Origin of the sequence: Massilia oculi, assembly GCF_017582745.1 — a bacterium.
GTDB classification, from domain to species: domain Bacteria; phylum Pseudomonadota; class Gammaproteobacteria; order Burkholderiales; family Burkholderiaceae_D; genus Telluria; species Telluria oculi_A.
The window spans coordinates 60,487-74,760 of record NZ_JAFVIM010000010.1; the positions used below are offsets into that span (position 1 = coordinate 60,487).

A 14,274-nucleotide genomic window follows, 5' to 3' on the forward strand; every position below is an offset into this window, starting at 1 on the left:
AATACAGGAGAACACCATGTCGGACAACCAGGAAGACCAGGACCACATCGACGACGATTGGGGCGCGGCCATCGCCGAGCAGGCCGCGGCCGAAGCCGCGGCGCTCGAGCGCCAGCAACAGCAGCAGGCGACCGCCCCCGCCGCGGCTGCCGCCGTGTTCAAGGATTTCTCGAACAAGGGCGCGCGCAACGAGACGCCGAACGACATCGACTTCATCCTCGACATCCCGGTGCAATTGACGGTGGAACTGGGCCGCACCAAGATCGCCATCAAGAACCTGCTGCAGCTGGCGCAGGGCTCGGTGGTCGAGCTGGACGGCCTGGCCGGCGAGCCGATGGACGTGCTGGTCAACGGCTGCCTGATCGCCCAGGGCGAGGTGGTGGTCGTGAATGACAAGTTCGGGATCCGACTCACTGATATCATCACGCCATCTGAACGGATTCGCAAACTGAATAAATGACCCCGCGCCGCGCCCCTGTCTTTGATCGCACACGAGCCATCACCGCCTCGTTATTGCTCGCACCTTGCCTGGCCTTCGCCCAGCAAGCCACCGACACCACATCAAAGCCAGCGACGCCGGCCAGCATGGCCGGTACCTCGACTGCGCCGGCCCCGGCCGCCCACGAGGATGCCGAAACCCCACGCCGCCCCGGCGAAACCACCACCGGCCGGCCACCCGCGCCGGCGGTGCCGGCCCCGGCCACCATACCCACCGCGAAAGCCCCGCCGACCGCCCCGCTGCCGGGCGATGGCGCCGCAGCCGCCGACACCACCCCACCGGTCGCCACCGCGCCCGTGTCGCCGACCTCCACCGCGCCGCTGAGCGAAGCGCCGCGGGTGTCGATGCCGGCCTCGATGCCCACCGCGTCCACCGCCAGCCCCGGCGCGGGCGGACTGCTCAAGACCATCATGGCCCTGATGCTGGTGCTCGGCCTGCTGGCCGGCCTGGCCTGGTTGATGAAGCGCTACGGCCCCAAGATGAGCGGCGGCAGCGCCAACCTGCGCGTGGTCGGCGCCCTGAACCTGGGCGGACGCGAACGCATCATGGTGGTCGAAGTCGGCGACCAGTGGATCGTGGTCGGCGCCGCGCCGGGCCGCGTCAACGCCCTGCACACCATGCCACGCCAGGAAACGGACCTGACGCCGGCTGCCGCCCACGGCGCCATCCCGGCGAATAACTTCTCGGACTGGCTCAAGAAGACGATCGACAAACGCAATGCGAGTTAAATACATCCTGTTGGCCGGCGCACTGGCCCTGCCGCTGATCGCAGCGGCCCAGCCCGGCATTCCGGCATTCGAGAGCAGGCCTGCGCCGGGCGGCGGCGCGTCGTATTCGCTGCCGGTCCAGACCCTGCTGCTGCTGACCTCGCTCACCTTCCTGCCGGCCGCGCTGCTGATGATGACGGCGTTCACCCGCATCATCATCGTGCTGTCGCTGCTGCGCCAGGCGCTGGGCACCCAGACCGCGCCGCCGAACCAGGTGATGGTGGGGCTGGCGCTGTTCCTGACCTTCTTCGTGATGGGGCCAACGTTCGACCGCATCTACAGCGAGGCCTACCTGCCGCTGCAGCGCAACGAGATCCAGATGACCGAAGCGATGAACCGCGGCGCCGTGCCGCTCAAGGAATTCATGGTCAAGCAGACGCGCCAGTCCGACCTGGCGCTGTTCGTCAAGATCTCGCGCTCCGAGGCGCTGCAGGGTCCCGAAGACATTCCGCTGCGGGTCCTGATCCCGGCCTTCGTCACCAGCGAACTCAAGACGGCGTTCCAGATCGGCTTCGCCATCTTCATACCGTTCCTGATCATCGACATGGTGGTGGCGTCGGTGCTGATGGCGATGGGCATGATGATGATGTCGCCCGCCGTCATCGCCCTGCCGTTCAAGCTGATGCTGTTCGTGCTGGTCGACGGCTGGCAGTTGCTGCTGGGCTCGCTGTCCCAGAGTTTCTACTGAGGATGCGGCCATGACACCCGAAAGCGTGATGACGATGGGCCGCACGGCCATGGAGGTGACCCTGATGATCGCGGCCCCGCTGCTGCTGGTGGCGCTGATCATCGGCCTGATCATCAGCATCTTCCAGGCCGCGACCCAGATCAACGAGGCGACCCTGTCCTTCATTCCGAAGCTGGTCGGCGTGTTCGTCGCCCTGGTGGTGGCCGGACCGTGGATGCTGTCGGTGATGCTCGATTATATGCGGCAGGTGTTTACCGGGATTCCGGGGTTGATCGGGTAAAGGCACTTCGTGCTGACATTGACTTCGGCCGAGATCAATACCTGGATCGCGGCGCTGCTATGGCCGCTGTCGCGCATCCTGGGGCTGATCGCGGCCGCGCCGCTGTTCGGCAACGCCGGTGTGCCGCTGCGCGTCAAGGTCTTGCTGGGCGTGTTCCTGGCACTGGTGATCGCGCCGCTGGTGCCGGCGGTGCCGGCCGTCGATCCGACCTCCTGGGCGGGCCTGCTCATCCTGGTCAAGGAAATGATCATCGGGCTGGCGATGGGCTTCGCCATGCGCCTCGTGTTCGCCGCCGTCGAGTACGCGGGCGAGGTCGCCAGCCAGACCATGGGCCTGGGTTTCGCCGTCTTCTTCGACCCCAGCACGCGCGGCCGTTCGTCGGCCGTCAGCCAGTTCATGGCCCTGGTCGCGACCATGGCCTTCCTGGCCGTGAACGGCCACCTGGTGCTGCTCGAGGCGCTGGCCGAAAGCTTCGTCACCATGCCGATCACCGAGACGCCGTTTTCCTCGAACGCGGCGCTGGAACTGGTGCGCTGGGGCGGCCGCATCTTCTCGGCCGGGCTGCAGATCGCGATGCCGATCATCGCCGCCCTGCTGATCACGCAAGTCGCCCTCGGCATCCTGACGCGCGCCGCGCCGCAGCTGAATATCTTCGGCATCGGTTTCCCGATCACGCTGGGCGTGGGCTTCCTGACCCTGAGCCTGGCCCTGCCCTATCTGAGCGCGCCGATCGTCAACCTGTTCAACCAGGGCATCGAAGCCACCCGTTCGCTGCCGCGCGCCGGCAATCCGCAGCCGGGCACGCCGGCGGCGCAGCCGGCGCCGGTGGTGCCGGCGCCTGGATGATTACAGGAAACAACTATAGAATGAGAATAATTCTCATTCATTTTGTTTCCCATGCTCGACTCTTCGCCTCGCCGCCGCCTGCTCGGCGCCGCCGCCGTCACCACCCTGGCCGGCCTCGCCGCGCCGCTGGCCCGTGCCGCCGAAGGATGGCAAGCGGCCACCCTGCCCGCGGGCCTGCAGCGTGACATCAAGTCCACCATCACCGGCCAGCATTACCGCATCTTCGTGGCCGTGCCATCGGGCCCGGCGCCCGCCGCCGGTTACCCGGTGCTGTACGCGCTGGACGGCAACGCCACCTTCCCGACGCTGGCGCTGATGAGCCGCTTTGCAGGTGGGCGCGGCCGCGCGGGCGGCCAGACGCCGCCCGTCATCGTCGGCATCGGCTATCCCGGCGACCAGCCCTGGAACATCGCGCGCGGGCGCGACTATACGCCGCCGACCGGCGCCGCGGGCCCGGCAAACGAAGGCGGCGCCGACCTCTTCCTCGATTTCATCGAGAAGGAACTCAAGCCGCTGGTGGCAACGCTGGCGCCGCTCGACCCGGCGCGCCAGGCCTTGTATGGGCACTCGTATGGCGGCCTGTGCATCCTGCACGCGCTGTTCACCCGCCCCGCCATGTTCCAGACCTGGATCGCGGCCAGCCCGTCGATCTGGTATGGCGAACGTGCGGTACTGTCCGGCATGGATGGATTCGCCAAGCGACTTGCCGCCCTGCCCGCGAAACCTTCGCTGATGCTGACGGTGGGCGAACTGGAACAGCCGGCAGTGGGTAACGTGGCGCTGGAAGGCCGCGAGGCGATCGCGGCCAGGCGGCGCATGGTCGACGAAGCGCGCGAGCTCGCCGGCCGGCTGCAGGCGGACCAGACACTGGCGCGGGTCCGGTTCCACCTGCTGGCCCACGAAAACCATGGCTCGGCGATGTTCCCGGCCATGGCGCGCGGACTCGAGTTCTTCCTCGCTTAGCTTGCAGAAGCGCGGTAGCGCATCGCTACGTCGCAGCGCGCATAGCGCGCGCCGTAGTCCGCCATGATTCCGGCGTCGTGCTGGAAGCCCAGCTTCTCGTACAGGTGGATGGCGGCGGCGCACCTGGCGTTGCTGAGCAGATAAAGCGGCTCGGCCCCCAGCTGCGTGGCGCGTGCGATCATCGCCTCCAGCAGGAACTCGCCGGCCTTCAGGCCGCGCGCGCTTTCGCGCACGCCCATCTTGGTCAGCTCGAAACTGCGCTCACCCGTCTTTTGCAAGGCGCAGGTGCCGACGATGCCGAGGCCGCGCGCCTCCACGAACAGGATCACGCCGCCCGGATCGACGATTTTCGTGCGCGGGTTTTCCAGCACCTCGCGGTCGGTCGCCTCGAGCCGGAACATTGCGTTGATCCACTCGGCATTGATGTCGTGGAAGTGGTGTGCCAGCTCATCGCTAAACTCGTGGATCGTGAGGATTTGCGGCGTCGACCGCGCCGCCAGCGCGTCGATCGGGTTGTCCGCCAGCGCCGTCTCGATGGCGGCGATCTGCTCCATGAACGCTTCCGGATGGCCGCCGAACAAGGCCTTGACCGCTTCGCCGATCTGCGGCCACATGTACAGCTTGGCGCGCGCCAGTACGGCATTGCCTTCGGTCGTCAGCGAAATTGTGCGCTGGCGCCCGTCCCCGTCCTGGCTTTGTCGGGATTCGGCCAGGCCGAGGTCGACCAGTTGGCCGATTCCGCGCGTGATGCCGGGCTGGCTGATGCCCACCACCTGGACCAGTTGCCCGATGGTCAGCGCCTGGCCGTCGAGCGCGGCCAGCAGCGGCATGTGGGCCGGCTGCACCGGCAGGCCAGCGTCCGAGGCAACCTTGGCAGCGCCCGCCTGCATCCGTTCGCCCAGACGCTTGAGGCGGCTGCCCAGGAAGGTCGGCCCCAGTTCAGTCAATAAATCCGACATCATCATCTCCATAACGCGATATATAACAGTGTATATTCGTGTTACAGAAAGCGTCAATCGGCTTCTTGCAACGGAAAACTCAGCGCGCCAGTGCCGGATAGGTGAATGCGAGGAAGTGCACCGCATTGAGGGCGAAGTGCGCCAGGATCGCCCCTTCCACCCGCTTCGACAGCAGGTAGGCCGCCGCATAGTGCAGGCCCGCGATCGTGGCCAGCAGCGCCAGCAGGCTGCCGCCGCCCAGGTGCGCCAGGCCGAACAGGACCGACGTCACGAGCGTGGCGACGAGCACGCCGCCACGCCAGCCGCGCATGGCATGGGCCATCTTCGCGAGCAGGAAGCCGCGGAAGAACGCCTCCTCCGCCACGCAGGTGATCAAGAGGTTGGAGGCGAGGAACCAGGCCGAATACGGCGTCCACTTGAGGTCCGGCCGGATCTGCCCCAGCAGCCAGCCTAGTCCCAGCACGACGACCAGGGTCGACAGCACCACCGGCGCGATCCGGCGCAGCATCTCCCGCCATTCGGCAGCGCTGCTTATCCGTTCGCAGAACACCCCAACCAGCACGATCCCGACGACCGCCTTGTCGAAGTTGGCCCACAGCGCGAACGGGATGCCATCGCTCGAAAATCGGATGCCGTCGGCCAGCATGGGATTGTGGAAGCCCGGCGCCTTGTGCACGGCCAGCGCCAGCGCGGCGAGCGCGGTCAGCGCCAGCAGCAGCGCCCGCGCGTACTTGCCCCGCGCCTCGCGCGCGCCCCAGGCCAGCGCGGCGAAGACCGCGATCGACAGCGGCGCGCGCCAATCGAGGATGCCGCCATGCAGGCCGGCCAGCGTCGCCAGCACCAGGCCGCCGCACCAGGGCCAGGCGCGGCTGCCGCGGATGGCGGGCAGCGGCGCCCACAGCAACAGGACGGTCAGGCCCAGCAGGCCGAAAGTGAGCAGGACGTGGGCGGGAATGGTCATGGGGCGAGATTATATTCGGGACAAGGTTGTATGACAGCAAGCTGTACTTACGCCATTGGGCAGACCTCGGATACCTGAAACTCCACCTTTTGGCGCGTAATGCTACTTAGCCAACAAACAAAACCGCATGGCAGGGGTAGCCTGAACATCCCAGGGCGTAGCGCCTCCACCAAGCCATGCATGTGGCCGCTATCGACATGAAAACATCAAGACCTCTCAAGATCGTCGGCTGGATCCTGCTCGGAATCACGGTCATCGTGATTCTGTTCTTCCTCCTGTTCGACTGGAATATGTTGCGGCCATATATCAACCGCAAGGTATCGGAGACCACCGGCCGGGAATTCGCGATCCGGGGCGACCTGGACGTGAAGTTCCACCGTGGACTGGACAGCGAACGCGGCTGGCGGCGCTATGTGCCGCACCCCTACATCAGCGCCAACGACGTCACCATGAGTAACCCGACCTGGAGCACCGTCGGCCCGCAGATGGCCGGGGTGCAGCGCGTCGAGGTGGGCGTGCGCATCCTGCCGCTGCTGACCAAGGACGTCGTCATCACCGACCTGCGCCTGGCGGGGCCGGACATCGCCGTGCAGCGCCTCGAGGACGGCCGCAATTCCTGGACCTTCAAGGACAACGGTCCGTCGCAATGGGACGTCGACATCCAGCGCCTGTCCTTCAACAGCGGCAAGCTGCGCTACGTGGACGCGCCGCTCGGCATCGACCTGCGTGCGGATGCCCGTACGATCGACGGCCAGCAACCCGCACCGTCCGCGGGCGTGCCGCCGTACGGCCTGGCCTTCACCCTGTCGGGCACCTACAATAAGGCGAAGATCACCGGCGGCGGCAAGGCCGGCGCGGTGCTGTCGCTGACCGGCGAAGACATCACCTTCCCGATCGAGGCCCAGGCCAGTGCAGGACAGAACAAGCTCGGCCTGCGCGGCGTGATCCGCGATCCACGTTCCCCGTCCGGCTTCGCCCTGAAAATGGAACTGGCCGGCGCCAGCATGGCCGACCTGTACGGGCTGACCGGCGTGCTGCTGCCGGAAACCCCGCCCTACTCCACCAGCGGCGAGTTGCTGGGCAAGAAGGATGGCGAATTCTGGAACTTCACGTATAAAGACTTTACCGGCAAGGTCGGCGCCAGCGACCTGGCCGGCACCCTGAGCTTTGTCCAGCGCAAGCCGCGGCCCTTCCTGAGCGGCACCTTGACCTCGAAACAACTGCGTCTGGCCGACCTGGGCCCGACCATCGGCGCCGATACCGGCGCCGGCACCAAGGAAGCGGGCCGCGTCAAGGCGCCGCCGCCCGGCAAGGCCTTGCCGGTGGAAGGGTTCAATACCGAGAAGTGGGGGGCGCTGGATGCCGACGTCAAGTTCTCGGGCAAGCGCATCGTGCGCACCCACGACATTCCGCTGGAAGACCTCCAGACCACGATCCGCATGAAGGACAAGGTGCTCACGCTCACCCCGCTCAGCTTCGGCATGGCGGGCGGACGCATCGTCTCGAACATCCGCCTCGACGGCAGCACCAAGACCCTCGACGCCTCGGCCCGCCTGGCGGCGCGCGGCCTCAAGATCCGCGAGCTGTTCCCCAAGCTGCAGTCGCTCCAGGCCAGCTTCGGTGAAGTGAATGGCGATGGCGTGCTGGCCGGCAAAGGCAATACGGTGGCGGCGATGCTGGGCACCTCGCAGGGCGAGATCAATGCCGTTGTCACCGAGGGCACGGTCAGCCAGTTCATCCTCGAACTGGCCGGGCTGAACGTGGCGAATGCCATCTACGCGAAGATCTTCGGCGACAAGCAGACCATGCTCAATTGCGTGGCGGCGCAGACGACGGTGCGCAACGGCCGCGCCAACATCGACCGCTTCGTGCTCGACAGCGAGGATGCGGTGGTGAACGCCTCGGGCTACGTCGACCTGGCCAGCGAACGCCTCGACGTCGACGTGCGGCCGAAATCGAAGGGGGCGCGCATCCTGACCTTGCGCACGCCGCTGTATGCGCGCGGCACCTTCACCGATCCGAAGGTCGGGCCGCATGCCGGACCGCTGGCGCTGAAGGCCGGCGCCGCCGTGGCGCTGGCATCGGTGACGCCGCTGGCCGCCCTGCTGCCGCTGGTGAACGTCGACAAGGCGCCGGACACCAACTGCGGCACCGAGATCAGGGAAGCGACCAAGCCGCCGAAGGTGAATGCGAAGACGCCGCCGAAGCCGGCGGCGGCTGGCTGATCAGATGACGTTGAACAGCGACAGCCCCGACATCGTCTTGAACGACATCTGCGCCGCCTGCAAGGTCAGCTGTTGCTGGGAAAAGTCCGAGATGGCCTTGACCGTGTCCAGCCCCTGCAGGTCGTCCAGGGTGGTGGCGTACTGGATGTCGAGGTCGGAGCCGGCCATGTCCAGGTAGTCGAGCTCGTTCATGTGCGCGCCGACCGAGGCCTGCACGGTCAGCACATTGTCGTGGGCGTTCTTGAGGTTGTCGATCGCCGTGTTCAGCTGGTTGGTCAGCGCCGCCTTGCCGGCCGCGCCGTCGCCGGGCAGGCGCAGCGTCTTGATCAGGTCGGTCACGGTGGTGAACACCGACTGCTTCTGGCTCGGCTCGACGCTGAACTTGTCGCCGGCGGCCGGCACACCCTTGATTTCCATCGACATGCCGCCGAAGGCGATCTGCTGGCCATCCTTGTAGGGCAGGTCTTGCTGGTCCGGCACCTCGGTGCGCGGATCGGTGCTGGTGTTGTAGACCGAATACGTCGGCACCGGCGGCGTGTCCGCGCTCATGCCGAACTCGATCTCGTATTTGGTATTGTCGACAACCGCACGGTTGGTAACCGAACCCGACGAGATGATGCCGGCGCCGGTATTGCCTGCGGCGGCCTTGGTCTGGAACGTGCCGTTGCCGGTCGGGATCGATTCGAACACGGCCGCACCCGAAGCCGACAGCGGCACCTTGCGCGATTCGCTCACCTGCAGCTGGCGGATGCCCGAGTCGCCCTGGTAGGCGGCGCCGGTCGGCGTTGCGGTGAACGGCTTGGTCGTGGTCATGAAGCCCGAGAACAGGTAGCCGCCGGCGCCGTCGGCGGTATTGGCCACGCCCAGCAGGTCGGCCAGGCGGCCTTCGAGTTCGGTGGCCAGCTTCTCGCGGTCGCTCTGCAGCATGATGCCGTTGCCGCCCTCCACCGCCAGTTCCTGGATTTCCTGCAGCAGGTCGCCGGCATTCTGCAGCGCCGATTCGGTGAAGCCCAGCGCGGACTTGGCGCTGCTGCGGTTGGTGGCGAACTGGGCGTTGATGTTCTGCGACTGGGTCACCTCGAGCGCGCGCGCCGACGCCACCGGATCGTCGGCCGGGGTCAGCAGGCGGCGGTCGGTCGACAGCTGCATCTGGGTGCGCGCCAGCGCCGACTGCAGGCTGTTGAGCTGGTTGGTCGAGGTGTTGTAGAGGTTCAGGGTACTGATGCGCATGGTGGTCTTTGCTCCGGGTCAGGCGTTAGCGGCCGATCGACAGCAGCGAATCGAAGATCGTGCCGGCGATCTGCATCACCTTGCTGGCCGCCTGGTAGGCCTGCTGGTACTTGATCAGGTTGGTGGCTTCCTCGTCCAGGTTGACGCCCGAGACGTCGGCCTGGGCGCCGGCCGCCTGCGCCAGCAGCGAATTGCTGGCCGAGGCGTTGATCTGGACTTCGCGCGTCTTGTTGCCGACTTCGCTCACCATCTGGGCGTACGAGGACTGGACGGTCGCGGTGCCGCCGTTGAAGATGTTCTTGGTCTGCAGCTCGCCCAGCGCCGCGATGTTGCGGGTGTCGCCCACGCCGTTGACGTTGGAGGCGATCTCGAACTTGTCGCCGCCGCCCGGGGCGCCGGTCATGGTCACGGTGATGCCGCCGAAGCTGTAGGTGGCGCCGTTCTCGAACACGACGTCGCCCGTGATCGGCGTCTTGTTGCCCTTGTCGTCCACCTTGTAGACGGTCTCGCCGGCCGGGAAACCGGTCAGCGTGTCCGGCGCGCCGGCGGCGCCCTTGTTGAAGGTGAGCGTGATCGGCAGCGTGGGAGGCGTGTCCAGGAACTCGCTGTCGACCTTGATCTCGCTGATCTTGCCGCTGCCGGTGTTGCTCGAAGGTTCATTGCTCAGGACCGGGGCCGCGGCCGCGATCTGCGACACGTCGGTGGCCAGCACCTTGAAGTCGGCCGCGCCGTTGATGGTCGGCCGCACCAGGAAGGTGTCGCCCTGGCGCGCTTCCTTCGAGAAGGTCATTTCCACGCCGCCCACTTCCAGGGTGGCATTGCCGTCGGCGTCGGGCGCGACCGACCCGACCGACTGGCGGTCCGGCAGGCTCAGCACGTGGTAGCGGCCTTCGGAAAACTTGACCTCGTAATCGTTGTCGGTCAGCTTGGACGGGTCGACGACCTTGGCCGTCAGCTCGGACGTGCTCAGCGGCGAGCTGTTGACGCTCTTGCCCACGTAGGCCGGCGCTTCGTTGAAGAAGGCCTTGCCCGGCTGGCCGTTCTGGTCCAGGCCCAGCTCGTGCTGGCGGTTGAATTCGAAGGCCAGGCCGATCGCGATCTTGCCGAGCTGGCTCTGGGCCTTGTCCAGGGTATTGCTGCGGAACTCGAGCACGCCACCCAGCTTGCCGCCCGGCAGTGCGCCGTCGGGCAGCACCGACACCTTGTCGCCCACCTGGTAACCCACTTCGAGGCGGGTCAGGTCGGTCGGCGACTGCATCGTCGCCAGCTGGAAGGAATCCTGGCCCACCACCAGCGGCTGGCCGTTGCCGATCGAGACCGTCAGGCTGTTGTTATCGCCCGGCAGCACGGTGGCCTTGACGTATTTGTTCAGTTCCAGCACCAGCTGGTCGCGCTGGTCCAGCAAGTCGTTCGGCGGACGCTGCGGCGAAGAGGCGTAGTTGCCGATCTGCTCATTGAGCTTGGCGATCTGCTTGGCGTAAGTATTGATCGCGGTGACGCTCGACTCGATCTCGGAATTGACGCCTTCGCGGATCTCGCCCAGGCGCGCGTCCAGGCCGTTCAGGCGCGTGGCCAGCGATTCGGCGTTCGACAGCATGGCCTGGCGCGACGGCACCGAGGCACGGTTGGCGGCCATGTCCTGCACGCCCTTGAAGAAGCCCTGCATCGCCGGGGTCAGGCCCGACGTGGTGTCGGCCAGCAGGTTGTCGATCTGCTTGATCTGCGAATAATACGATTCCAGGCCGCTGCTGCTGGCCTGGGCGTTACGCACCTGCGTGTTCAGGAAGTCGTCGCTGTAGCGCTTGATCTGCGCGATCTGGGTGCCGGTGCCCATGAAGCCGACGCCGGTGTTCAGGGCGGCGGCGGTGGCCTGCACCACCACCTGGCGGCTGTAGCCGGCCACGTTGGCGTTGGTGATGTTGTGGCCGGTCGTGGACAGGGCCGCCTGGGCTGCGTACAGGCCGGTCTTACCGATGGCGAGAAGGCTACTCATGACTTTTTTCTCTCTTTAACAAGTCCGTCTACGGCAGCTTTTGGAAAAACTTGACGGTCATTTGTAAGGACATTTTTCTGGGCCGGGTCTTCAGGCCAGCGAGTTCTTGATCAATCGGGTCAGCTTGGCCGCGTAATTCGGGTCGGTCGCATAGCCGGCGCGCTGCAGGCCCTTGGCGAAGGACTCGGCGTCGCCGCCGCTGGCGATGACTTTTTCGTAACGCGGGTTGTTCGCGATCAGCTTGGCGTAGTCGCGGAACGAATCGGCCGGCGTATCGTAGGCGCGGAATTTCTCGACGCGGGTCTGCGGCTTGCCGTTCACGTACTCGGTTGTGGTAGCAAGGGCAACCTTGCCTTTCCAGCTCGGGCCGGCCTTGATGCCGAACAGGTTGTTGCTGCTGGTGCCGTCGGCATTCTTGATCATGCGCTTGCCCCAGCCGGTCTCGAGCGCGGCCTGGCCCAGCATGAACTTGGCCGGCACGCCGGTGGTCTGCTCGGCCGCATGGGCGTGCTCGTGCATCTTTTCCTGGAAGGCGCGCACGTGCGGCGCCTGGGTGCGGCCATTCTCGAGCGTGGCCGGCAGCGGCGGCGCCTTGCCGGCGCCTTCCGCGCCGGCGCTGTTCTGGTACATGGCGGCGGCGTTCATCGCTGTCGGCAGGCCCTTGGCGCCGGCCGCGCCCATCGCCGCGCCCGCACTCACGCCATCGGCGCCGATCGCCAGCGCCTGCTGGCCCATCTGCTGCGAACTCAGCTGACGCACCAGCACGTCGGCCAGGCCGACGCCGCGCTTGGCCAGGTTCTGGCTGGTCTGCTGGTCGAGCATGGTGGTGAAGGTCTTGGTCTGCTGGTTGTCCATCAGGCCTTCCTGCGGCGTGGCGTCGCGCATGCTCTTCATCATCATATTGATGAACATCGCCTCGAACTGGGTCGCCGCTTCCTTGAGGGCGGCCGGCGAGCCGTCCTTCGCGCTCTGCCGCAGGCCGTTGAGGCTGTTGGTGTCGAGCGCGAGCTTGGCGGTCTGGTCGGCGGAAGTGGTCGAGGCGATCATGCGTGGCTCTGCAGGGTGGATGGAGATGCGATCAGATGATTTCGAGTTCGGCGCGCAGCGAACCGGACGCCTTCAGCGCCTGCAGGATGGCCAGCAGGTCTTGCGGGGTGGCGCCGATCGAATTCATCGCCTTCACCACTTCGGCCAGCGATGCGCCGCCCTTCACGTTGAGCACCTGGCCCGGTTCCTTCCTGATCTCGACGGTCGGGTTCTGCGTCACGACGGTGGCGCCCAGGCTGCCCGGATTCGGCTGGCTCACCTGCGTATCGGCGCCGATCGTCACCGACAGGTTGCCGTGCGAGATCGCGCAGTTTTCCAGCATCACGGCCTGGTTCATCACGACCGAACCGGTGCGCGCGTTCATGATCACCTTGGCCGAGGCCAGCGGCTGCTTGACGTCGATCTGTTCCAGCTGGCCCAGGAAGGCCACGCGCTGGTCGCTCGACGACGGGGTGCGCACGCGCACCACGCGGCCGTCGAGGGCGGTCGCGACGCCAGGACCGAACTGGTCGTTGACAGCCTCCACGACGCGCGCAGCGGTGGCGAAATCGGTCTCTTTCAGTTCCAGGCGGATCTGGTTGTCCGCACCCAGGTTCGAGGCCACCGCGCGCTCGACGGTCGCGCCGCCCGAGATGCGGCCCACCGACAGGTGATTGACCTGCACCTGCGCGCCGCCGCCCGGGGCTTGCGCGCCGACGCCGCCGACCACCAGGCTGCCCTGGGCCATCGCGTACACTTGGCCGTCGGCGCCATGCAGCGGCGCCATCAGCAGGGTGCCGCCGCGCAGGCTTTTCGCATTGCCGATCGACGACACGGTGATGTCCAGCGTCTGGCCCGGCTGGGCGAAGGCCGGCAGCGAGGTGGTGACCATGACGGCCGCCACGTTCTTCAGCTGCAGCTGGACGCCGGGCGGCAGGTTAATGCCCTTCTGCTGCAGCATCGCCTTGATCGACTGCACGGTGAACGGGGTTTGCGTGGTCTGGTCGCCGGTGCCGTCCAGGCCCACGACGATGCCGTAGCCGGACAACTGGTTCTGGCGCACGCCGGCGATGGTCGCCAGGTCCTTCAGGCGCTCGGCCTGGGCCACTGGAGCAGTTCCCCCGAGAACGGCGGCGAGCAGCATGAAGAGAGTGATTTTACGCATGGAATTCTCTAGCAATCAGAACGGCAGCATCGACAGGAAGAAACGCGACAGCATCGAGGTCACCTCGGCGCGGTCGAGACGGCTGTTGGTGCGGTATTCGACCCGCGCATCGGCGATCACCGCCGACGAGACCGTATTGCCGGCCTGGATCGTGTCCGGGCTGACCATGCCCGAGAAGCGGATGAACTCAGTGCCCTTGTTCATCGCGACCTGCTTTTCGCCGGCCACGATCAGGTTACCGTTGGGCAGCACTTCGGTGACGGTCACGCCGATGGTGCCGCTGAAGTTGTTCGAGGCGCTCTGGTTGTCGCCGTCGGCATACTTGGTGCCCGACTCCAGGTCGACACCGGCGCCGATCACGCCTGCCACCACGCCAGGCGCCTTGAAGCTGGCGCTGCCGGTCTTGTTGCCCGAGCTGGCGCCGGTCTTGTTGGCGGTGGTGCGCTCGCTGATGTTGACGGTCAGCAGGTCGCCGATATGGCGCGCGCGGCGGTCTTCGAACATCGGGCGATAGCTGTTGACGTTGAAGATGGCGCCGTCGGTGGCCGGCGCGTTCTCGACCATCATCGGGCGGGCGCTGGTCGGGCCTTGCACGATGGTGGTCGGGGCGGTGTTGCAGCCGGCGAGCAGCGCCAGGGCGGCGAAGAAGGACAGGGACAGGCTTTTCATGGG

Annotated in this window: 14 protein-coding genes; 7 read left to right on the top strand and 7 right to left on the bottom strand. The window is 66.5% G+C overall.

Features of this window, described 5'->3' with window-relative positions; genetic code table 11:
• Positions 1–16 precede the first annotated feature (16 nt).
• From fliN to J3U95_RS13455, 6 genes are read left to right on the top strand one after another with little or no spacing between them, the layout of a single operon-like run.
• Positions 17–460: a flagellar motor switch protein FliN gene (gene fliN, locus J3U95_RS13430; RefSeq protein WP_005665870.1), complete on the top strand. Its 444-nt coding sequence runs from the start codon at positions 17–19 to the stop codon at positions 458–460.
• A 53-nt stretch (positions 461–513) separates the two neighbouring features.
• The gene (fliO, locus tag J3U95_RS13435; protein ID WP_229519826.1) at positions 514–1,227 is read left to right on the top strand and encodes a flagellar biosynthetic protein FliO; all 714 of its coding nucleotides are present in this window, start codon (positions 514–516) and stop codon (positions 1,225–1,227) included.
• Complete coding sequence (gene fliP, locus J3U95_RS13440) at positions 1,217–1,954, top strand: flagellar type III secretion system pore protein FliP (RefSeq protein ID WP_208279085.1); 738 nt, start codon at positions 1,217–1,219, stop codon at positions 1,952–1,954. The genes fliO and fliP overlap by 11 nt, the downstream gene beginning before the upstream one ends.
• Positions 1,955–1,964: 10 nt before the next feature.
• Entirely contained in the window at positions 1,965–2,234 is a 270-nt protein-coding gene (gene fliQ / locus J3U95_RS13445) for a flagellar biosynthesis protein FliQ (protein ID WP_208279086.1), read from the top strand.
• A gap of 9 nt (positions 2,235–2,243) precedes the next feature.
• Positions 2,244–3,080, top strand: a complete 837-nt coding sequence (gene fliR / locus J3U95_RS13450; RefSeq protein WP_208279087.1) for a flagellar biosynthetic protein FliR — start codon at positions 2,244–2,246, stop codon at positions 3,078–3,080.
• Between the two features lie 51 nt (positions 3,081–3,131).
• A complete protein-coding gene (locus tag J3U95_RS13455) occupies positions 3,132–4,043 on the top strand; it encodes an alpha/beta hydrolase (protein ID WP_208279088.1) in 912 nt (303 codons plus the stop codon).
• Here J3U95_RS13455 and J3U95_RS13460 read toward each other — a convergent pair.
• Positions 4,040–5,002: a bifunctional helix-turn-helix transcriptional regulator/GNAT family N-acetyltransferase gene (locus J3U95_RS13460; protein ID WP_208279089.1), complete on the bottom strand. Its 963-nt coding sequence runs from the start codon at positions 5,000–5,002 to the stop codon at positions 4,040–4,042. The genes J3U95_RS13455 and J3U95_RS13460 overlap by 4 nt on opposite strands.
• Positions 5,003–5,081: 79 nt before the next feature.
• Positions 5,082–5,963, bottom strand: coding sequence for a CPBP family intramembrane glutamic endopeptidase (locus J3U95_RS13465; protein WP_208279090.1), 882 nt, complete (start codon positions 5,961–5,963; stop codon positions 5,082–5,084).
• A 197-nt stretch (positions 5,964–6,160) separates the two neighbouring features.
• On the opposite strand from J3U95_RS13465, the gene J3U95_RS13470 reads away from it, so the two are divergent.
• Positions 6,161–8,188 carry an AsmA family protein gene (locus tag J3U95_RS13470; protein ID WP_229519827.1) on the top strand — a complete coding sequence of 676 codons (2,028 nt, stop codon included), beginning with the start codon at positions 6,161–6,163 and terminating at the stop codon, positions 8,186–8,188.
• Here the strand turns inward: J3U95_RS13470 and flgL are convergent, their stop codons facing one another.
• The 5 genes from flgL to J3U95_RS13495 all read right to left on the bottom strand — a co-directional run bounded on the left by flgL (position 8,189) and on the right by J3U95_RS13495 (position 14,271).
• Positions 8,189–9,418, bottom strand: a complete 1,230-nt coding sequence (flgL, locus tag J3U95_RS13475; RefSeq protein WP_208279092.1) for a flagellar hook-associated protein FlgL — start codon at positions 9,416–9,418, stop codon at positions 8,189–8,191.
• A gap of 25 nt (positions 9,419–9,443) precedes the next feature.
• A complete protein-coding gene (gene flgK / locus J3U95_RS13480; RefSeq protein WP_208279093.1) occupies positions 9,444–11,411 on the bottom strand; it encodes a flagellar hook-associated protein FlgK in 1,968 nt (655 codons plus the stop codon).
• 90 nt (positions 11,412–11,501) lie between these two features.
• Positions 11,502–12,458 carry a flagellar assembly peptidoglycan hydrolase FlgJ gene (gene flgJ / locus J3U95_RS13485; protein ID WP_208279094.1) on the bottom strand — a complete coding sequence of 319 codons (957 nt, stop codon included), beginning with the start codon at positions 12,456–12,458 and terminating at the stop codon, positions 11,502–11,504.
• Positions 12,459–12,489: 31 nt separating this feature from the next.
• The gene (locus J3U95_RS13490) at positions 12,490–13,602 is read right to left on the bottom strand and encodes a flagellar basal body P-ring protein FlgI (RefSeq protein WP_208279095.1); all 1,113 of its coding nucleotides are present in this window, start codon (positions 13,600–13,602) and stop codon (positions 12,490–12,492) included.
• 15 nt (positions 13,603–13,617) lie between these two features.
• Positions 13,618–14,271: a flagellar basal body L-ring protein FlgH gene (locus J3U95_RS13495; protein ID WP_208279096.1), complete on the bottom strand. Its 654-nt coding sequence runs from the start codon at positions 14,269–14,271 to the stop codon at positions 13,618–13,620.
• Positions 14,272–14,274 lie beyond the last annotated feature (3 nt).